Annotated in this window: 20 protein-coding genes; 8 read left to right on the top strand and 12 right to left on the bottom strand. The window is 62.3% G+C overall.

The features are described 5' to 3' along the window. Nucleotides 1–107: 107 nt before the first annotated feature. Together guaA and Q0C17_RS15595 are read right to left on the bottom strand one after the other, a co-directional pair. Nucleotides 108–1667, bottom strand: a complete 1560-nt coding sequence (gene guaA, locus Q0C17_RS15590; RefSeq protein WP_291208222.1) for a glutamine-hydrolyzing GMP synthase — start codon at nucleotides 1665–1667, stop codon at nucleotides 108–110. Between the two features lie 40 nt (nucleotides 1668–1707). Beyond that, on the bottom strand, nucleotides 1708–3015 hold the full coding sequence (locus Q0C17_RS15595) for an RsmB/NOP family class I SAM-dependent RNA methyltransferase (protein WP_291208224.1): 1308 nt from the start codon (nucleotides 3013–3015) through the stop codon (nucleotides 1708–1710). 120 nt (nucleotides 3016–3135) lie between these two features. Here Q0C17_RS15595 and Q0C17_RS15600 point away from each other — a divergent pair, with 120 nt between their 5' ends. Both Q0C17_RS15600 and Q0C17_RS15605 read left to right on the top strand, forming a co-directional pair. Further along, nucleotides 3136–3438: a DUF1330 domain-containing protein gene (locus tag Q0C17_RS15600; protein WP_291208226.1), complete on the top strand. Its 303-nt coding sequence runs from the start codon at nucleotides 3136–3138 to the stop codon at nucleotides 3436–3438. Between the two features lie 10 nt (nucleotides 3439–3448). Further along, the gene (locus Q0C17_RS15605; RefSeq protein WP_291208228.1) at nucleotides 3449–4066 is read left to right on the top strand and encodes a GNAT family N-acetyltransferase; all 618 of its coding nucleotides are present in this window, start codon (nucleotides 3449–3451) and stop codon (nucleotides 4064–4066) included. Here the strand turns inward: Q0C17_RS15605 and guaB are convergent. Then, a complete protein-coding gene (guaB, locus tag Q0C17_RS15610) occupies nucleotides 4045–5502 on the bottom strand; it encodes an IMP dehydrogenase (protein ID WP_291208230.1) in 1458 nt (485 codons plus the stop codon). The genes Q0C17_RS15605 and guaB overlap by 22 nt on opposite strands. A gap of 170 nt (nucleotides 5503–5672) precedes the next feature. Between guaB and Q0C17_RS15615 the strand changes: the two genes are divergently transcribed. After that, on the top strand, nucleotides 5673–6833 hold the full coding sequence (locus tag Q0C17_RS15615; RefSeq protein WP_291208232.1) for an indoleamine 2,3-dioxygenase: 1161 nt from the start codon (nucleotides 5673–5675) through the stop codon (nucleotides 6831–6833). A 10-nt stretch (nucleotides 6834–6843) separates the two neighbouring features. Here the strand turns inward: Q0C17_RS15615 and Q0C17_RS15620 are convergent, their stop codons facing one another. From Q0C17_RS15620 to Q0C17_RS15640, 5 genes are read right to left on the bottom strand one after another with little or no spacing between them, the layout of a single operon-like run. Continuing rightward, complete coding sequence (locus Q0C17_RS15620; RefSeq protein WP_291208234.1) at nucleotides 6844–7251, bottom strand: hypothetical protein; 408 nt, start codon at nucleotides 7249–7251, stop codon at nucleotides 6844–6846. A 51-nt stretch (nucleotides 7252–7302) separates the two neighbouring features. Next, the gene (locus Q0C17_RS15625) at nucleotides 7303–7746 is read right to left on the bottom strand and encodes a hypothetical protein (RefSeq protein WP_291208236.1); all 444 of its coding nucleotides are present in this window, start codon (nucleotides 7744–7746) and stop codon (nucleotides 7303–7305) included. Further along, the gene (locus Q0C17_RS15630) at nucleotides 7743–8150 is read right to left on the bottom strand and encodes a GFA family protein (protein ID WP_291208238.1); all 408 of its coding nucleotides are present in this window, start codon (nucleotides 8148–8150) and stop codon (nucleotides 7743–7745) included. Before Q0C17_RS15630 ends, Q0C17_RS15625 begins: the two co-directional genes overlap by 4 nt. Then, nucleotides 8147–8878, bottom strand: a complete 732-nt coding sequence (locus Q0C17_RS15635; RefSeq protein ID WP_291208240.1) for an RlmE family RNA methyltransferase — start codon at nucleotides 8876–8878, stop codon at nucleotides 8147–8149. The genes Q0C17_RS15630 and Q0C17_RS15635 overlap by 4 nt, the downstream gene beginning before the upstream one ends. After that, entirely contained in the window at nucleotides 8868–9977 is a 1110-nt protein-coding gene (locus tag Q0C17_RS15640) for a Ppx/GppA phosphatase family protein (protein ID WP_291208242.1), read from the bottom strand. The genes Q0C17_RS15635 and Q0C17_RS15640 overlap by 11 nt, the downstream gene beginning before the upstream one ends. Before the next feature lie 183 nt (nucleotides 9978–10160). Here Q0C17_RS15640 and hspQ point away from each other — a divergent pair, with 183 nt between their 5' ends. Beyond that, complete coding sequence (gene hspQ, locus Q0C17_RS15645; RefSeq protein ID WP_366914849.1) at nucleotides 10161–10478, top strand: heat shock protein HspQ; 318 nt, start codon at nucleotides 10161–10163, stop codon at nucleotides 10476–10478. A 23-nt stretch (nucleotides 10479–10501) separates the two neighbouring features. Here hspQ and Q0C17_RS15650 read toward each other — a convergent pair whose 3' ends face one another. Both Q0C17_RS15650 and rfaE2 read right to left on the bottom strand, forming a co-directional pair. Beyond that, nucleotides 10502–10684, bottom strand: a complete 183-nt coding sequence (locus Q0C17_RS15650) for a hypothetical protein (protein WP_291208246.1) — start codon at nucleotides 10682–10684, stop codon at nucleotides 10502–10504. Next, nucleotides 10681–12144: a D-glycero-beta-D-manno-heptose 1-phosphate adenylyltransferase gene (rfaE2, locus tag Q0C17_RS15655; RefSeq protein ID WP_291208248.1), complete on the bottom strand. Its 1464-nt coding sequence runs from the start codon at nucleotides 12142–12144 to the stop codon at nucleotides 10681–10683. Before rfaE2 ends, Q0C17_RS15650 begins: the two co-directional genes overlap by 4 nt. A gap of 139 nt (nucleotides 12145–12283) precedes the next feature. On the opposite strand from rfaE2, the gene Q0C17_RS15660 reads away from it, so the two are divergent. From Q0C17_RS15660 to Q0C17_RS15675, 4 genes are read left to right on the top strand one after another with little or no spacing between them, the layout of a single operon-like run. Beyond that, nucleotides 12284–13741 (top strand): deoxyribodipyrimidine photo-lyase, encoded by a 1458-nt coding sequence (locus Q0C17_RS15660; RefSeq protein WP_291208250.1) that lies wholly within the window; start codon nucleotides 12284–12286, stop codon nucleotides 13739–13741. Continuing rightward, a complete protein-coding gene (locus tag Q0C17_RS15665) occupies nucleotides 13738–15054 on the top strand; it encodes an FAD-dependent oxidoreductase (RefSeq protein ID WP_291208252.1) in 1317 nt (438 codons plus the stop codon). Before Q0C17_RS15660 ends, Q0C17_RS15665 begins: the two co-directional genes overlap by 4 nt. Next, nucleotides 15051–15860, top strand: coding sequence for a DUF1365 domain-containing protein (locus Q0C17_RS15670; protein WP_291208254.1), 810 nt, complete (start codon nucleotides 15051–15053; stop codon nucleotides 15858–15860). The genes Q0C17_RS15665 and Q0C17_RS15670 overlap by 4 nt, the downstream gene beginning before the upstream one ends. Continuing rightward, nucleotides 15857–17092: a cyclopropane-fatty-acyl-phospholipid synthase family protein gene (locus Q0C17_RS15675; protein ID WP_291208255.1), complete on the top strand. Its 1236-nt coding sequence runs from the start codon at nucleotides 15857–15859 to the stop codon at nucleotides 17090–17092. Before Q0C17_RS15670 ends, Q0C17_RS15675 begins: the two co-directional genes overlap by 4 nt. On the opposite strand, the gene Q0C17_RS15680 is transcribed toward Q0C17_RS15675, so the two are convergent. Both Q0C17_RS15680 and secG read right to left on the bottom strand, forming a co-directional pair. Then, nucleotides 17089–18723 (bottom strand): CTP synthase, encoded by a 1635-nt coding sequence (locus Q0C17_RS15680; protein WP_291208257.1) that lies wholly within the window; start codon nucleotides 18721–18723, stop codon nucleotides 17089–17091. The genes Q0C17_RS15675 and Q0C17_RS15680 overlap by 4 nt on opposite strands. A 63-nt stretch (nucleotides 18724–18786) precedes the next feature. Continuing rightward, on the bottom strand, nucleotides 18787–19275 hold the full coding sequence (gene secG, locus Q0C17_RS15685; protein ID WP_291208259.1) for a preprotein translocase subunit SecG: 489 nt from the start codon (nucleotides 19273–19275) through the stop codon (nucleotides 18787–18789). Between the last annotated feature and the right edge of the window lie 66 nt (nucleotides 19276–19341).

Consider the following 19341-nt stretch of genomic DNA (forward strand, 5'->3'; position numbering starts at 1 on the left):
CGCTGCCCCTCGATAGATCGTGATAGACGATGCGAGGTTTATTGTTGTTATTCAGCTAGTTAGGTAGTTCTATGGCGTACAAACGGATACTGCCGGAGGGGTAAAAATCATTCCCACTCAATCGTGCCGGGCGGCTTCGACGTGATGTCGTAAACAACGCGGTTCACGCCTTTCACTTCGTTGATGATGCGCGTGGCCACGCGGCCAAGAAAGGCGTGGTCGTAGGGATAGTAATCGGCGGTCATGCCATCGACGCTGGTCACTGCGCGCAGGGCGAGAACGGCTTCGTAGGTGCGCACGTCTCCCATCACACCCACGGTGTTGACCGGTAGCAGCACGCTGAAGGCCTGCCAGATCTCGTTATAGAGGCCCGCCTTCTTGATCTCATCGATATAGATCGCGTCAGCCTTGCGAAGCGTATCCGCTTTCTCGCGCGTGATGGCTCCCGGGATGCGGATGGCGAGGCCGGGGCCCGGGAACGGGTGGCGGCCCACGAAGGCATCCGGCAAGCCAAGTTCGCGGCCCAGCGCGCGCACTTCGTCCTTGAAAAGTTCGCGCAGCGGCTCGACCAGCTTCATCTTCATGCGCGCAGGAAGACCGCCCACATTGTGGTGGCTCTTGATCGTCATGCTCGGACCGCCACTGACGGATACGCTTTCTATGACATCCGGATAAAGCGTGCCCTGCGCGAGGAAGTCTGCCCCGCCGATCTTTTTCGCTTCTTCGTCAAACACATCGATGAATAGGCCGCCGATGATCTTGCGCTTCTTCTCCGGGTCCGTGACGCCGTCCAGCTGGCCAAGGAAAAGCTCCGACGCATCCACATGCACAAGCGGAATGTTGTAGTGCTCGCGGAACAGGCCGACCACCTGCTCGCTTTCGCCGGCACGCATGAGGCCATGGTCGACGTAGACACATGTCAGCTGGTCGCCGATGGCCTCGTGGATCAGAACGGCGGCGACGGACGAATCGACGCCGCCCGAGAGGCCGCAAATCACCCGGCCTTTGCCGACCTGTTCGCGGATCTTCGCGATGGCTTCGGCTTTGTAGGCGGCCATCGTCCAGTCGCCGGTGAAGCCCGCGACGCCGTGAATGAAATTGCGCAGCAGCTTGGCGCCGTGCGTCGTGTGGACGACTTCCGGGTGAAACTGCGTACCATAGAAGCGCCGCGCGCGATCGGCGATCACCGCATAGGGCGCGCCCGGCGACTTCGCGATCACGGCAAAGCCCGCCGCCATTTCGGCAACGTGATCGCCGTGGCTCATCCAGACCTGTTCTTCCTCTCCCTCAAACAGACCGTCTAGCAACGGGTCGTGCTTTACGCGCTCGATGAAGGCCCGGCCGAACTCGCGGCTGGTGCCCCCTTCGATCCGGCCGCCCAGCTGGTGCATCATCACTTGCTGGCCGTAGCAGATGCCCAGAACCGGAATGCCGGCCTCGAAGACCGCCGTATCGGCCATCGGCGCGTCATCCCAGTACACGCTCGAAGGACCGCCCGAGAGGATGATCGCCTGCGGTCCGTAGGCCTTCAGGAAGGCCGCATCGACCTTGTTGTAGGGATGAATTTCGCAATAGACGCTGCTTTCGCGCAGACGGCGGGCGATGAGCTGCGTCACCTGGCTGCCGAAGTCGACGATCAGGGCGCGTTGGTGGCGGGTCTCGGTCATGCGGCGCAGTAGCCGAGGTGCAGGGATTCGTCCAGACGGCTCAGGCGCGGCGCTCCAGCAGCGCGAAGAAAAACCCGTCTGTGCCGGCCCGGCGCGGCGTCAGGCGCACGCTGCCCGTCGGGCCACGGTACTTGCGCACGATCTCGGCACCGTAGGTCGTCAGCGCGCCGGAGGCGATGGCAGCCTCAGCCGCGTCCCGCTCCACGAATTGCGGCGCGCCGGCCAGGAACTCGGCTACCCTGTCCTCATCTTCCTCTATCAGGAAGCTGCAGGTCGCGTACAGCAACCGGCCGCCCGGCTTCACGTAGGTCGATGCGGCTTGGAGGATTTCCCGCTGGTCCTGCATCCGCTTTTCCAGCTGTGCGGGCTTGACGCGCCATTTGGAATCCGGCCGCCGGCGCCATGTGCCGGTGCCAGTGCAAGGCGCATCGACGAAGACGAGATCCATCTGCCCCACGAGCGGCTCAAGCGTGTTGCCCTCGCTCGGGTGCACTAGGTGCACATTGTGCGCACCGGAGCGTTTCAGGCGCGGAATAAGCGCGGAGAGCCGCTTGCCATCAATATCGTAGGCGTGGATCTGACCGCGGCCTTCCATCTGCGCGGCCAGCGCAAGCGTCTTGCCGCCGCCGCCCGCGCAATAGTCCATGACCTGCTGGTCGGGCTTCGCGCAGGCCGCGGCCGCCGCGATCTGACTGCCGGCGTCCTGCACCTCAACCCAGCCCTTGGAGAAAGCCGGGATACCCTCGATGCTGTCCTCACGCTCCGTCGGGTCACGCGCCGGGATATGGTAGGCGTTCTTCAGCAGGCGCGACGGCTCGGCCTTCACGGACTTGAGCGGCAGCGCCGCCTTCTCAGCGTCGGCCTTCAACGTGTTCACACGCAGGTCCACGTCTGCCCGTACGGCCATCGTCTGCGCTTCGATCACCGCTTCGGGGCCGAACACGCGTTGCATGTGGGGTGTCATCCATTCCGGATAGTCGCCCTGCACGTGCGCGGCCGCCGATGGGTCCGGCGCCAGGATCAGTCGGCTGCGCTCGTCATTGGTAAGCGGTGTGGGCCCATGATCGTCGTAGCAGGCTTCCTCGATGTCCCGCGCGTTCCAGTCCCACGCGATGCGCAGCGCGCCGAGGATCAGGGCGCGGGAATCCCCGTGGCCCATATGGTGCGCGATTGAGTTGCGCCTGCGCAGCGCGTCTAGCACCAGGCCGGAGACCCATGCTCGGTCCTTGGAGCCGGCGTAACGGGCGCGCTTGCCCCAGTCGCGAAGGGCGATCTTCAGCGGTTGGTGGCGCTCCAGCACGTCGCGCAGGACCTCGATGGCTGCGGTGATTTTGCCGCCTGTGCGCATGCTGGGTCCTCTTCACTGGCTTTCATGCACGCCATAACCGCGCCGGACCCGCAATGAAACCATTGGACACTGCAATATTCCAAATCTTACAGTCACAAGACTGTTGGAAAGCTCCGTGCCATGCCCGCGTTTGTCGTTGCAAAACTGACCATCACCGACCCCGAGACCTATGCCAGATATGGCGCCGGGTTTATGGCTGCGTTCACGCCGTTCGGGGGAAAGCTGCTCTCCGTTGACGAAGCGCCTGAGGTGATCGAGGGCGAATGGCGCTGCACGCGTACCGTGTTGCTGGAATTCCCCTCCAAGACGGTGATGAAAGCCTGGTACGCCTCGCCAGCCTATCAGGACCTCGTGCAGCACCGTTTCGCCGCCTCCACCGCGGATATCGTGCTACTCGAAGGCTTTGCACCACCGGCTGCGTAAGGATCACTCGATGGACATCTCGCTTCCCGAAGGTGTACGGCCCGCCGCAGCGCAGGACTGGAAAAAGCTGGGCAGCATCACCGGCGAAGGCTTTGCACAGGACCCCGTAAATCTCTGGATTTTCGGCAATACGCAAACCATGCCGCCGGTGTTCGGTGAATTGGCTCGCAGCGTCTACCTACCGCGCGGCATATGCCATATCCACGGCGATACAGGCGCGACCATGTGGGCGCATTCGGCGCAGAGCCGCGAATTGAACAACCTGCAGACAATGCGGCTGGTTTGGTCGCTGATGACGAAAGGTGAAAAGGGTGCCGCGAAGCGCGGGCTGGGCGCGGGCGAAGCGATGGCGCGCGAGCATCCGAAAGCGCCGCACATGTATCTGTTCACCATCGCCACGCGGAAGGCGGCGAGGGGGCAGGGCCTTGGCAAGAAACTGATCCGGCCGATGCTGGACGCGGCCGACCGGATCTCCCTGCCCTGCTATCTCGAAAACTCGAACCCGGCGAATACCGGTTTCTATGTCAGCCACGGCTTCGAGCGGATGAAACTTTTCGAACCGGGGCCCGGCGGGCCGCCGCTGGAGGCAATGTGGCGTGAGCCGCGTCAGCCTCTGGGCAGTGAATAGTTCGGCGACTCTCGCGTCATCATCACGTCGTGCACATGGCTCTCCTGGAGCCCTGCCCCGGTGATCTGCACGAACTGCGCTTTCGCGTGCAGTTCCGCAATCGTGCGGGCGCCGACATAGCCCATCGCGGCGCGCAGGCCGCCGACCATCTGGTGGATGATCGGGCCGAGCGCGCCCTTGTAGGGCACCTGCCCCTCGATACCTTCCGGTACGAGCTTGTCGGCTGCGGCATCCTTCTGGAAGTAGCGGTCGGCTGAGCCGCGCGCCATCGCGCCGAGAGAGCCCATGCCGCGATAGGCCTTGTACGAGCGGCCCTGGTACAGGAACACTTCGCCGGGGCTCTCTTCGGTGCCGGCGAACATCGATCCCATCATGGCAGTAGACGCCCCGGCCGCGAGCGCCTTGGCAAAGTCGCCAGAGAACTTGATGCCGCCATCCGCGATGATCGGAATGCCGGATGCGGCTGCGGCGTTCGCGCAATCCTCGATCGCAGTCAGCTGAGGCACGCCGACACCCGCCACGATCCGCGTGGTGCAAATGGAGCCGGGTCCAATACCTACCTTCACCGCGTCAGCGCCTGCATCGATGAGCGCGCGCGTGGCTTCGGCCGTCGCGACATTACCCGCAATGATCTGCACAGCATTCGAAATTTTCTTGGCGCGCAGGACAGCGTCCGCGACCGCTTTCGAATGGCCGTGCGCCGTGTCGATAACGACAACGTCCGCGCCGGCGGCAATCAGCGCCTCTGTGCGCTCGAAGCCTGCATCACCCACCGTCGAAGCGGCGGCTACGCGCAGGCGTCCTGCGGGGTCTTTCGCGGCAAAGGGGTTCAGCGATGCCTTGTCCATGTCCTTTACGGTCAGCAAGCCAATGCAGCGTCCGCTCTCGTCAACGATCACCAGGCGTTCGATCCGGTGCTTGTGGAGGAGGCGGCGAGCTTCTTCGATGGGTGTATCCATCTTCACGGTGACGACTTCGCGCGTCATCAAGCTTGCGACTTTCTCGTTCGCGTCTTCCGCAAAACGTGTGTCGCGGTTGGTGACGATCCCGACGACCTTGCCGTTCTTCTCGACGACCGGGATACCGGAAAAGCGCGTGCGCTGTTTCAGCTCACGCAGTTCACCGAGGCTGGCCGTCGGGGCGATGGTGACGGGGTTCATTACCACGCCGCTCTCGTATTTTTTCACCATGGCCACTTCGCCGGCCTGCTGCTCAATCGACAGGTTACGGTGAATCACGCCGATGCCGCCAGACTGGGCCATGGCGATGGCGAGGCGCGCCTCGGTGACCGTATCCATGGCCGCCGAGAGCAGGGGGATGTTCAGAGGGATCGCCTTCGTCAGGAAGGTCGAAACGTCGACTTCTGCGGGCAGGACCTCGCTCGCGCCGGGCTGCAGGAGCACGTCGTCGAAGGTGATCGCTTGTCGGATTTTCATGTGGGGAGCTCCCTTTTTGGCCTAGTAAGGGAGTCGGGCAGGCTTGTGAAGCCCCCTTCCCCGGCGCGCCGGCCCCCTTCTGCAGAGCCGCTTTGACAGGCTGTGCGGCGCACTCGATAGAGTCGGTATTAGTTGCATCTGTAACCATCGTGTCCTGGGGAGGAACCTTGATGAACTTGTCAGATTATGGATTGAGTGCGCAGCGCGGCTTCCTGGCGGGCTTTGACCCGGCCGGCGTGGCCCTGCCCGCCCACCTGCAGCCGGCCCGCGAAATGGCCCTTCGCCTGCCGGAACTGATCCCGACCGGCCGCGTGCGCAGCTTCCTCGAAACGCTTCCCAGACTGGACCTGACGGACTTCTGTGCGAGCGCGAGCGACGCCGAACTGCGCATCGCCATGCTCCACTACAGCTTCATGGTGCAGGCCTATGTCTGGGGTGAGCCCGAAGCACCCATAGCCCTGCCGGCCTGCCTTGCCGTTCCGATCTGGCAGATCGGCAGGGCCATCGGCCAACCCCCTCTCCTCCCCTATTCCAGCTACACCCTTGAGAACTGGAGCCGGTTTGACGGGCAGGGGCCGATCGACCTTTCGAATATCCATACGCTGCAACATTTCGAAGGCGGCATGGACGAAGCCTGGTTCATCCTCGTGCACGTCGCCATCGAGGCGCGCGCCGGCGAGATGCTGCTGGAAGCGACAAAGATTGTCGACGCGGCGAAGGCGGGAAGTCCTGCGGAAGTCGAGCGCGCACTGGGTGTGATGAGTTCAGTGTGGGACGACGTGAATGCAATCTTTGACCGTATGCCGGAGCGCTGCGATCCGTATGTCTACTTCCACCGCGTGCGGCCGTGGATCCATGGCTGGAAAGACAATCCGGCGCTGGGCGAAGGGTTGATCTACGAAGGCGTCAACGAGACTGGCGGCAGGCCGCAGGCCTTTCGCGGGCAGACGGGTTCGCAATCCTCGATCGTGCCGGCAATGGATGCGCTGCTGGGCATAAGTCATGCGGGCGATCCCCTTCGCGCATTCCTCGATGAACTTCACGTCTACCGGCCCCCGCATCACCGGCGCTTCATCGACGACCTGCGTGCGCAGAGCGTGCTGCGCAGCTTCGTGCAGTCGCACGGCAATTCGGCGATGCGCGAGCTCTATAATGATAACATTCGCAAGCTCGCGCGCTTCCGTACGCGCCATCTCGAATACGCGGCGACGTACATCAACCGTCAGGCCTCGACCGCGGCCGGCAACGATCCGGACGTCGGCACGGGCGGCACGCCGTTCATGCGCTATTTGAAAAAGCACCGTGATGAAGCAGAGGCGCACCTGCTGTAATGCAGGCAATTCAGTCGGCGCAAATCGCGTAGCCGAGCTTGCCTTTTTCAACGAGCGTGTAGCAACCGAAAGCCACGTCACGCACCTGGCAGGCGCCCGTCACCTTTGAGCCAGGTGGCGCGGAAGGACCGTCATACCGGCATGTGCCGAGGCAATCGTCGTGATCGGAGCAAGTCTTTCCGGCATCCGGGTAAGTCTGCACGCAGTGTTCCCAACCGCGAAGTCCTTCGCGGCTGATCTCTCCGCCAGCGGCTTTGCACGCCGCACGCTCGGCGGGCGATGCAACTTCGCCCGCAACACCGACATGCTGGTAGTAGGCCGCAGGGGCGACCGCCTCGACTTCGGGCGCGGCGGGCGGATGGAACCAGGCGCAGCCCGCAACGGCAAACCCCGCCACAATCGGCACTAGGAATTTCATGTCAGATCTGTCCTCTGGCCCGTGCAGAAACTGTACCTATGAAGGCGCTAATTAGTCGACACACAGCGTGTGCGCGATCTTGCCACCTTCGACCACAGTGCGACAGCCGAAGCGGGCGTCTGTCGTCTGGCAGGTGCCGATGACTTCCGTGTCCGGAACGTGTTCGCCTTCGGCTTCATAGCGGCACTCACCGATACAATCGGCCTCGCCGGCGCAGGCTTTTCCCGCGTCGGCAAAAATTTGTACGCAGTTTTCCCACTGCAGCTTGCCGCTGGGCAGGATCGTGCCGCCAACCGCTTCGCAGGAAGCGCGCTCTTCGGCGGTAGCTTGCGGGGCAGCCAGCTCGATGCGTGCGTAATCCGGTTCGCCGGACGCATCGGGTTTGGCGGCGACCTGCTCTGCGGGCTGCTGTTCGACCGGTGGCTGCTCGGGCGGCGTCTCGTTCGAACAGGCCACGGCGAACAGCAACAGGACGGCAACTGCAATGCTTTTCATCCGGGGAACCTGGCGAAAGCCGGCACACCGTCCGGTATGTGATGAAAGGGCTGCGCGTCGGCAGTTTGCAGGATCACCTGCGGACCTTCGAACAGTTTCGGATCGTCCAATGAGCCGACCTTCAGAATGACAGCAATCGACAAGGCGGGAGATTTCGTCAGCAGGGGTGTGCCGCAATCCGGGCAGAACTGGCGCGTGGCAGCGCCTTTCAATTCCGGGCGGGTGTAAGACTTCGGCTCGCCCTTGGTGAAACTGAAACCGGAGATTGGCATGGCAATGAAATCATTGCCTTCACCCCCGGTGAAGAACTGGCATTCGCGGCAATGGCAGCGCGCCTTCATGATCGCATCTCCGTTCGCTTCATAGCGAACCGCGCCGCAGTAACATCCTCCGGTGATCTTCATTCTGTCCCTCCCTTGGCGGGCTTTGCGCCCTTGAATCCTTTGGCCACCACGAAGATTTCCGGACTGCCTGCACGGCTGGCGGGTGGCTTGATGTGTTTCACAGTACGGAAATTCTTCCGAAGGCTTTCGAGCACGTCACGCGTCGCGCCGCCCTGAAACACTTTCGAACAGAAGGTACCACCAGGCGCCAGATGAGCGATTGCGAAATCGACGGCGAGTTCGACAAGCGCGACGGTCCGCAGGTGGTCCGTCTGCTTGTGACCGGTAGTGTTGGCGGCCATGTCTGACAACACCAGATCAGGCGGGCCGCTGAGCGCGGCGAGGACTTTCGCGACATCTTCCGGATTGTTGACGTCGCCTTCGAAGATCGTGGCGCCGTCGACTGTCTCGACGGGGAGAAGGTCGATCCCGACAACTTCTGCCGCGCCTTTGTGCAGCACCACCTGTATCCAGCCTCCCGGTGCGCAGCCGAGGTCAATGACGCGCTGGCCGCGCTTCAGGATGCCAGCCTCTTCGTCAATCTCGAGTAGCTTGTAGGCCGCGCGGGAGCGGTATCCGGCCTCCTTGGCCTTGCGGACATAGGGATCCTGCAACTGGCGTTCGATCCAGCGCTTGGAGCTTTCTGTCTTCGCGTTACGGGCGATGACCTTGCGCTCGGTCGTGCGCCGGCCGGAGCCCACCCGCTCGCCGGTCGGGCCTTTCCAGCGCCGCTTTTCATCATCCGACATCGCCGACTCCTGCGGGGGCTGTTCTGGGGCCTGACCGTTTCGGGCGCCGGCGGCGCTGAGGGCGTTGACCATGCATCATCGACAATAGAACGCCTTCGCGCAGACCGCGATCAGCGACGCGCAGTTTATGGGCGTCGAAGACTTCCCAGACCGCTTCCATAATCGCGCACCCCGCGAGCATCAGCGGCGCGCGTTCTTCGCCGATGGTGGGCAGTTTGGCCCGGCCGGAAACGCCGAGTTCGCGCAGCCGGTTCATTGTAGCGTGGCCATCGTGTCGGGAGAGCCAGCTGCCGTCGACCTTGTCACGCCGGTAGCGGTCAAGCTTGAGGTGGACGCCGGCGAGGCAGGTCACGGTACCGGACGTGCCGATCAGGTGGCCATCATCGGCCGCAAGCCGCTCAACAACTCGGTCAAGCGCCGGCCAGGTTCGCACCGCAGACCGGGCATGTTCCAGCATCTGCGGCCAGGCGGCGGCCTCGTCGTTGAGATCGAAGGTTTCAGACAGGGTCACGACACCGATCTTGAGGCTGGTCCAGTCGACGATGGGGGCCTGTCGCAGGATGCCTGCCAGCCCGCCGGAGCGGATGGCGCTGGCATCGACGTGGGACAGTTCGGTGGAGCCACCGCCGACATCGACGACCAGCACAGACCGGGCTTCGGGCTCGATCAGGTCATAGCAGCCGATGGTGGCGAGGCGGGCCTCTTCCTTGGCGCCGATCACCTTAAAGGTCAGACCTGTTTCAGCTTGAACCCGGCGGATGAACTCCTCGCCGTTCGAGGCTTTTCGGCAGGCTTCCGTAGCAATGCAGCGAACCCGGCCTACGCCGTGGATTTTAAGCTTGTTGCGGATGGCATGCAGGGCACTCAGCGCGCGCTCGACCGCCGCATCGGACAGCCTCCCGGATTCGTGCAAGCCTTCGCCCAGACGGGCGATCTGCGAATAAGAATCAACCACGCGGAAGGACTGGCCGCGGGGTTCCGCGACCAGCAGCCGGCAGTTGTTCGTGCCGAGGTCGACCGCGGCATAGAGCGGTTTTCCCCTTTGAGAACCGGGCGGTCCGCGCTTGCGGCCGCCAGTTCCATCTTTTTTGTCAGCCATGGTGTGGCCCGAAACTCAAACTTGAGGCATGCTCTATCATAGGAGCTGAAAATGACCAGTAGACGTGGACCTGCGGCTTGGTTGCGCGCTCTGTTCGGGGGATCGAAGCAGGGCAAGCGGGAACCGCTCGTACTGACCGAGAAGGTCGACGAGCGCTATCACTACGGCTCGGTTTCCAAGCACATTGCCAAATTCCAGATCGGGCAGGTCGTTCGCCACCGGGTTTTTGCGTTCCGGGGCGTCATTTTTGACGTGGATCCGCAATTCGCCAATACCGACGAATGGTACGAATCTATCCCGGAAGAAGTCCGCCCCAGCAAGGACCAGCCGTTTTATCATCTCTTCGCCGAGAACGACCGGACGCACTACATCGCCTATGTGTCTGAACAAAACCTTCTGGCCGATGATTCCGACCTGCCGCTGAGCCATCCGGACATTCCGGAATGGTTCGACCTGACGGGCCGCGGCACTTACGAATTGAAGAAGCACTCCACCAACTGAAAGGCGGGGGCAGGGCCCCTGCCCTAGTTTGTCTGCGACGGTTCTGGCGCCTCTCCGGACAAATGAGCCGCGACTTCATCCCAGTAAGCCAGTGCTTCGACGTCGCCCATGGCGGCAACTTCGGCCGCGCGCAGCGTGGCGATGACCAATGCATCTTCACCGTACTGGCGCCACAGCGCGGCGGCGGTCTGAGAGGCCTGACTCAAGCTCCGCTCCGTGAGCGAGCGATGATCGACGTGGTGGATTGGCCCGGCACCAGGGGAATGATGACGACTTCCCCACCGCGCGCCTCGACCAGATCCGCGCCCACAATGGTTTCACGCGTATAGTCCCCGCCCTTGATCAGGACGTCGGGCAACAAAGCGGCGACAAGGTCCAGCGGCGTGTCCTCTTCAAAGATTACGACCCCGTCGACGGCCGACAGGCCGCACAGGACCTGGGCGCGGGCCTGCTCGGAATTCACCGGGCGCTCCGAGCCCTTCAGGCGCTTCACGGAGGCGTCGGAATTGAGGCCGACGACAAGACGGTCACACCGACTGCGCGATTCTTCGAGCACACGGACATGTCCCGGATGCAGGATATCGAACACGCCGTTGGTGAAACCGATCCTGAGCCCCCCTTCCCGCCAGCGCTCGATCTGCCCAACCATCGCATCCACCGATAGCGTCCCGGCTTTATGGGACCAATGAGGTAACTCGAGCGAGTCGACCATTTCAGGCGCCGAAACCGTGGCGGTTCCGGACTTGCCGACGGCAATACCCGAGGCGATGATCGCGACGTTCACTGCTTCATCGAGGCTCGCCCCCGCCACGACGGCCGCAGCGAGAGCAGCGAGGCTCGTGTCGCCGGCGCCGGAGACGTCAAACACTTCGCGCGCCTTGCCGGTGACGTGGCCATGCGCGCCGCTGGTGGAAATGTAGGACATGCCTTGCGCAGCCCGGGTTACGACGACAGCTTTGGCGGGTAGCGTTCGGCGTGCCGTGGCGAGTGCGTCCTCGATCTGTCCGGTCGTTTCGGTCGGAAGCCCCACCGCGAGGCCGAGCTCGCCGGCATTGGGCTTCAGAATGTCGACAGCGCCGTAGCGGGCAAAGTCACGGCCCTTTGGGTCAACGATCACCGGGATGTCGTAAACGGCGGCGGCGTTGACAATGGCCGTCATCACCGCGTCGGTGACGAGGCCCTTGGCATAATCGGACACCAGAACGGCGGCGACCGACGGCAAGGTTTCTTCGATGGCAGAGATGATGACGCGTTCGCTCGCGGCGTCCGGCGCGCCGCTTTCCTCGGCATCGAGGCGAAGCAGCTGCTGGCCGCCGGCGACGAGGCGGGTCTTAAGAGTGGTCGGGCGCCCCTTGAGCGGGACGAGGCGCGCCGAAATACCTGGCGAATGTTCGAGAAGCTCATTGAGCTCGATGCCGGCTTCATCCGTGCCGACAGCGCCAATAATGACGGGCAGGAGGCCGAGTGACGCCAGGTTGCGGGCGACGTTTGCGGCGCCGCCGGGCATGCTGACGGCGCGGGTCTGGCGCAGGACCGGGACGGGGGCTTCGGGCGAAATACGGCTGACCACGCCGTAGACGAACCGGTCCAGCATGACATCGCCCACGCAAAGGACGCGCTGAGCCCGCGCATTTTCCATGATCTGGCGAAGGCGGGCAGGCTGCATCCGGCGCTTTCCCTTTACTCGACCGGGGGTATAGCGGCCCCCGCTGCCTGTTGAAAGTGCGGCCTAGCAGGGTGGATTGATCCAATCCGCAAACCCTGCCGTATCGTTGTAGAGCTGAAAGCAGGATTGCCCACCTATCATGCCCTCCCCGCCGCCTGTCATTGCCTGGTTCCGCGAGGACCTGCGGCTAACCGACAACCCAGCTCTGACAGCCGCTCTTGCAGGCGGCGGGCCGGTGATCTGTCTCTACATCCGCGAAACCGGCGTGGCTTCAGCGCGCCCCTTGGGCGGTGCAGCGCTCTGGTGGCTGGACAAGAGCCTGAAAGCGCTGGCGGCGTCACTGGAAGCGGCCGGGGGCTATCTGGTCCTCAGGACGGGGCATCCGAAACAGGTCCTGCTCGATATCGTGGCCGAAACCGGCGCCCAAAGCGTGGTCTGGAATCGGCGCTACAGCGAGCCCGAAAAGTCCGTGGATGCGGATGTTAAAGCAGCTCTCAAGTCGGCGGGGATCTCCGCCGAAAGCTTCAATGCGCGGCTGCTGATGGAGCCTTGGCAGCTCAAGACAGGCGCTGGCGGCTACTACAAGGTTTTCACCCCCTTCTGGCGGGCGCTGCAGGCCGCTTACGTGCCGGCCAAGGCCTTGTCCGCCCCGAAGCGGATCAGCGGGCGGAAACTGGCGGGCGAGCAGCTCGCAGACTGGGGGCTGCATCCTTCAGCGCCGGACTGGTCCGGCGGCATGTCGAAAGTTTGGAAGCCCGGCGAACAAAGTGCACGAGGCTTGCTAGAGGATTTTCTCGACGGCCCCGTTGATCACTATGCCGACAACCGCAACCGGCCGGATCTGGTTGTGTCCACCTCGCGCCTGTCGCCCCATCTACGGTTTGGCGAGATCGGACCGGCGCAAATCTGGCGCGCAGTGAAAGAGGGGATCGAAGCCGGCCGCATCAACGAACGTTCGGGCATGGTTTTTCTGTCGGAGATCGCCTGGCGTGAGTTCTCTCACGTGCTGCTGACGTTCAATCCCGAACTCGCCAGAAAAAACTACAATCCGTCCTTCGACCAGATGCCTTGGCGTAAAGACCGTGCGGCGCTGAGGGCATGGCAGCAGGGGATGACGGGATATCCGGTCGTGGACGCCGGTATGCGCCAGCTCTGGCATACCGGCTGGATGCATAACCGTGTACGGATGATTGTTGCCTCCTTCCTGACCAAGCACCTGCTGCTACCCTGGCAGGCGGGCGAGCAATGGTTCTGGGACACGCTCGTGGACGCTGACCCCGCCGCCAACGCGGCAAGCTGGCAATGGACGGCAGGAAGCGGCGCTGACGCTGCACCTTATTTCCGCGTATTCAATCCGATCACGCAAGGCAGCAAGTTTGACGAGACGGGCGCTTATGTGCGCCGCTGGGTTCCGGAACTCGCAAAAGTGCCTGACAAGTTCTTGCATGCGCCCTTTGAAGCACCCGCGCTGGTGCTGAAAGAGGCCGGTGTTGAACTGAGAAAGAACTATCCCAAACCCATCGTCGAGCACGCCGCCGCACGCCAGCGCGCGCTCGACGCCTATAAACAGACCAGACAGGAGCAGGGCGCTGAATGAACAGGATCGCGATCGTCGGATCCGGAATTTCGGGACTTGGCGCCGCCTGGGCGCTGCGGGACAGCGCGGACGTCACCGTGTTCGAGCAGGACGGCCGTCTTGGCGGGCATGCCTGCACGCACACTTTCGATTACGACGGCACAGCGCTCAACGTCGATCTCGGTTTCATTGTCTATAACGGGCTGAACTATCCGAACCTGATCGGCTTCTTCGAAGCGCTCGGCGTAGAGACTGAAGCCTCCGACATGAGCTTTGCGGTGTCTGACCCTGCGGGTTGGACATGGGCATCGACGCTGGGAGGCATCTTCGCGCAGAAACGAAACTTCCTTAGCCCGCGTTTCCATCGGTTCTGGCAGACGATCCTCCGGTTCAACGACATTGCGCGCTCGGATCTAGCGAACGATGCGATCAGGGATACGACCCTGGGCGCCTGGCTCGACCGACATGGCTTCGATGCAGCGTTTCGCGAGAACTACGTCTTGCCGATGGGTGCAGCGATCTGGTCCACTCCTGAAGACCGGATGCTCGACTATCCCGCACTCAGCTTCTTCCAGTTTTTTGACAACCACCGCTTGATGCATAAGGAGCGCCCGAAATGGCGCACGGTCAGCGGCGGCAGCCGGAACTATGTCTCGAAAGTCGCCGACGCGCTTGGCAGCCGCGTGCGTACTGATTCTGTTGTCGTGCGCGTGCACCCCTTCGGGGATAAGATCGCCGTTGTTCAGGCAAACGGAACAACGGAACTATTCGACAATGTCATCCTTGCCTGCCACTCGGACCAGGCGTTGCAGCTTGTCGAACGCGACTATGAGGACCCCGCCTTCCTCCTGCGTTCGGTAAAGTATCGTCCGAACACGATCTACCTGCACCGCGACCCGGCATTGATGCCATCGCGCAGGGCCGCCTGGGCAAGCTGGAATGTGATCAAGCAGACCAACGGCGACATCTGCCTGACCTATTGGATGAACCGTCTTCAGGGCATTGATCCCAAGAAGCCGGTGTTCATCACGCTCAACCCTGAAACGCCGCCCGCGCCGGAACTGACGTTCCACCAGTATGCCTTCGACCATCCGCAGTTCGATGCAGCTGCCGAGGCGGCAGTTCGCTCGCTCAAGCGGGTCCAGGGGCAGGATGGTCTATGGTTTGCCGGAGCATGGATGGGCCGCGGATTCCACGAAGACGGGCTGAAATCCGGCCTTTCACCCGCCCTGTCGCTGGGTGGATCGGTTCCTTGGAACGCAAAAGGCGTGGACATCGTGGCGCCGCGGCGCAACACTTCGGGACCAGAAGCGAAAGCCGAGGTATCTGCTTGAGTTCACCGCCGCTAAGGCTCTGGTCAGGCCAGACGCTGCACAAGCGCTTTTTCCCGTTTGAACGGGAATTTCGCTACGCGCTCGTCCTGATCGATGTCGACATCGACCGGCTTGAAGAAGCAGGCCGCATGTCACGCCTCTTTGCTGTCAATCGTACGGGCCTTTTCTCGTTTCATGAGGCCGACCATGGAGGCCCGGAGCGCACCACCGGTTTGCGAGCATGGGCGGACGACCTCTTTGCGACCGCAGGTGTCAGCCTGCACGGCGGCATGATCCGGCTGGTGACCTTTCCGCGCCACTTCTTCTACAAGTTTGCGCCCCTTTCACTGTGGTACGGCTTCGGAAAGAACGGCAGCCTGGAGGGCATCATCTACGAGGTCCGCAATACCTTCGGCGAGCGGCACTGTTATGTCGCCCGTGCGGAGGGCGAGCGGTCCGTGCATTTCGCGGATAAGTCCTTCCACGTGTCGCCCTTCTTCGACGTCAGCGGACAGTATCGCTTCACGCTGCGCGAACCCGCCTCTACGCTCGATGTCGTGGTGGAAAACATCAAAGATGGCAGCCGGACACATCTGGCGAACATCAAGGCACGTATGCTGCCGGCTACAACTTCAAATTTCCTCTCGCTCGCACTGAAAAACCCCATGTCCACACTCGGCGTCACGTTCGGCATTCACTGGCAGGCTCTCCTGCTCTGGATAAGGGGTGCAAAGTATTTTTCGAAACCCCTGAAACCGGAACGGACGACGACCGTTGCTGTTTCGGTCAAAGCCCGTGCGGCCATTGCTCCGGAGTCCCGCCCATGACGTCTCCCATTATCGCGACGCCGCAAGCCATCCGCCAGCTCAAGGATGTACCCGCCAGCTTCCGCATTGGCGCCATGGTGCTGCTACGTACGCACAAGGGCGCGCTGACATTCGTGCTGCCCAACGGGACGCGGCTTCGGTTTCAGAACGAGGGTGAGGGCCCCGACGCCACGATCAATGTGCACAATTTCCGTTTCGTAGGCCGCGCGCTGTCGGGCGGCGATGTGGCATTCGCAGAGTCCTACATGGATGGTGACTGGTCGACGCCGGACCTGACAGCCGTACTGCGCTTTTTTTCGGCCAACTTCGATGCTGCCAAAGAACTCTCGCGCGGCAACATATTCGTCCGTTCAATGAACATGCTCCGGCACGCGTTCAGCCGGCGCAATTCGAAGGCGGGTGCGCGCAAGAACATCATGGCGCACTACGATCTCGGGAATGCCTTCTACGGAAAATGGCTGGACCCGAGCATGACTTATTCTTCTGCTTATTTCGAAAGTCCCAACCAATCCCTGCAGCATGGGCAGATGCACAAGTACAAGGAAATCTGTGAGCGCATACAGGCCGGGCCGGGCTCTCACATCCTGGAAATCGGCTGCGGATGGGGCGGCTTTGCCGAGTATGCCGCGAAGCATCGGGGCAGCAGAGTTACCTGCCTCACCATTTCACCCGCGCAGAAGGCCTATGCTGAAGAGCGGATGCGTTTGAATGGCCTGAGCGACCGTGTTGAGATTCGCCTGGAGGATTACCGCGACCATGTCGGCACCTATGATGGTGTTGCTTCCATCGAGATGTTCGAGGCGGTCGGCGAGCCTTACTGGCCCAGTTACTTCGCGAAAGTGTTCTCATCACTGAAGGAAGGTGCACGTGCGGCGTTGCAGATCATCACCATCGACGACGACCTGTTCCCCAGCTACCGGCGCCGCGTGGACTTCATCCAGCAACACATTTTTCCGGGTGGGATGCTGATCAGCGAGAAGGTTCTGAAAGAAAAGCTCGCTGAAGCCGGACTTCGCCATGATGGCGTTGCCTATTTCGGGCAGGACTATGCGCGCACCTGCCGTGAATGGTCACGGGCCTTCAATGACCGCTGGGACGAAATCCAGCCGCTCGGGTTCGATGAGCAGTTCCGCCGGCTGTGGAACTTTTATCTCAGCTATTGCGAAGCAGGGTTCAGTGACGGCCGGATCAATGTCGGCCAGTTCCAGGTGACACGGACGTCGGCAGTCTAGACGAGGCGGGACTGACGGATCGCGGCGCCGATGAAGCTGGCGAACAGCGGGTGCGGTTCGAACGGACGTGAGCGCAATTCCGGATGGAACTGGACACCGATGAACCACGGATGATCCTTCAACTCAAAGATTTCGGGCAGGCGGCCATCCGGCGACATGCCGGAGAACAACACGCCCTGTTTCTCAAGCGCCGGGATGTACTTGGTGTTGACCTCGTAGCGGTGCCGGTGGCGCTCGTAGATTTCACTGGTGCCATAGATGCTGGCGACGAGACTACCTTCGGCGAGGCGCGCGGGATAGGCACCGAGACGCATCGTGCCGCCGAGATCGGTGTTCGCGTCGCGCACGACTTTTTCGTTGCCCTTGGTCCATTCTTCCATCAGGCCGACAACAGGTTCCTTCGTCGGGCCAAACTCGCTGGTTGAGGCGTCCTTGATACCTGCAAGGTGTCGGGCTGCCTCCACGACTGACAGCTGCATGCCGTAGCAGATGCCGAAACAGGGGATCTTCCGTTCACGCGCAAACCGCGCCGCGCGCATCTTGCCGTGGGCGCCGCGTTCACCGAAACCGCCGGGCAAGAGAATACCGTGTACCCCTTCGAGAATATCGAGCGGCGCAACTTCATCATCGAAGCGCTCTGAATCGATCAATCGGATGTCGACCTTCACCTGATTGGCGAGGCCGCCATGGTTCAGGGCTTCCATCACCGATTTGTAAGCGTCCGGAACGTCGGTGTACTTGCCTACGAGGCCAATACAGACTTCCCCGTCCGGATTGCGGATGGTGTGGCCGATACGTTGCCAGGCCGAAAGGTCGGGCGCGGGGGCGTCGCCGATGCCAAAGTGGGCGAGCACTTCAGTGTCGAGGCCTTCATTGTGATAGGCGACCGGCACGTCATAGATGTGACCGACATCGCGCGCTTCGATGACGCTGGAAGGGCGCACGTTGCAGAAGCTGGCGATCTTGCCTTTTTCGTTCTCCGGAATCGGGCGGTCACAGCGGCACAGCAGGATCTGCGGCTGGATACCGATCGAGCGGAGTTCCTTGACGGAGTGCTGCGTCGGCTTGGTTTTCATTTCGCCGGCGGCCGGGATGTAGGGCAAAAGCGTCAGGTGGATGAACACCGCGCGTTGGGGACCGAGTTCCTGGCCGAGTTGGCGAATAGCCTCGAAGAAGGGCAGGCCCTCGATGTCACCGACCGTGCCGCCGATCTCGCAAAGGACGAAATCAACCCCCTGCCCCGGATCGTTCAGAACGAAGGATTTTATCTCGTTGGTGACGTGCGGGATGACCTGGATGGTCGCGCCCAGGTAATCGCCACGGCGTTCGCGTTCGATGATGTTCGAATAGATGCGGCCGGTCGTGATGTTGTCCGACTGGCGGGCAGAGACGCCGGTAAAACGTTCGTAGTGGCCGAGGTCGAGGTCGGTCTCCGCCCCGTCATCGGTTACGAATACTTCGCCGTGCTGACGCGGGCTCATCGTCCCCGGATCGACGTTAAGGTAGGGGTCCAGCTTGCGCAGGCGCACGCCATATCCGCGTGACTGCAACAAGGCGCCCAAGGCCGCCGAAGCGATCCCCTTGCCCAATGAAGACACCACGCCGCCCGTAATGAAAATATAGCGGATCATGGGATCACACTCTTGCAACGATTCGCGCATGCGGCTGCCCGCCAAGACGCGATTCAGCCAAAATTACTGGGGATTGGTCTCTGCCGGGGCAGGTTCAGGGGCAGGCTGAGGCGCCGTTTCCGAGGCCGGGGCGGCTCCAGGGGTGGCGGCCGGAGGGGAGATCGCGGCGGTCGGATCGACCACGTCAGTCGTTGTGGGCTCCGGCGCCGGCAAATTCTCGTTTGCAAGCGGATCGACGCTGGGGTCGAACAGGTCGATCGGCTCACCGGCCGGCGCCAGCGGGGCGGTCTCTTCCAGCACGCGTTCTAGGCCGGACTGTTTGTCGGCCGAACGGTTCGCGATCGAGGTCAGCGCCAGGCTGGTAGCGAAGAAAATGCCGCCGATGATGATCGTGGTGCGCACTATAGCGCCTGCTGCACCTCGCCCCGACATAAGCGAGTTCGCACCGCCCCCCCCGATTCCAAGGCCGCCGCCCTCCGATTTCTGGACAAGGACAAGCCCGATCATCGCCAGACAGGCGAGAATGTGGATGGCGAGAATGACGTTCTGCATGGATCGGACCCGGCTGCTTAGGGATTTCGCGCTCGCTTATCCCGCTTACGGGCATTCGCCAAGCCG

This window comes from Hyphomonas sp. (assembly GCF_022844445.1).
Classification (GTDB): Bacteria; Pseudomonadota; Alphaproteobacteria; order Caulobacterales; family Hyphomonadaceae; genus Hyphomonas.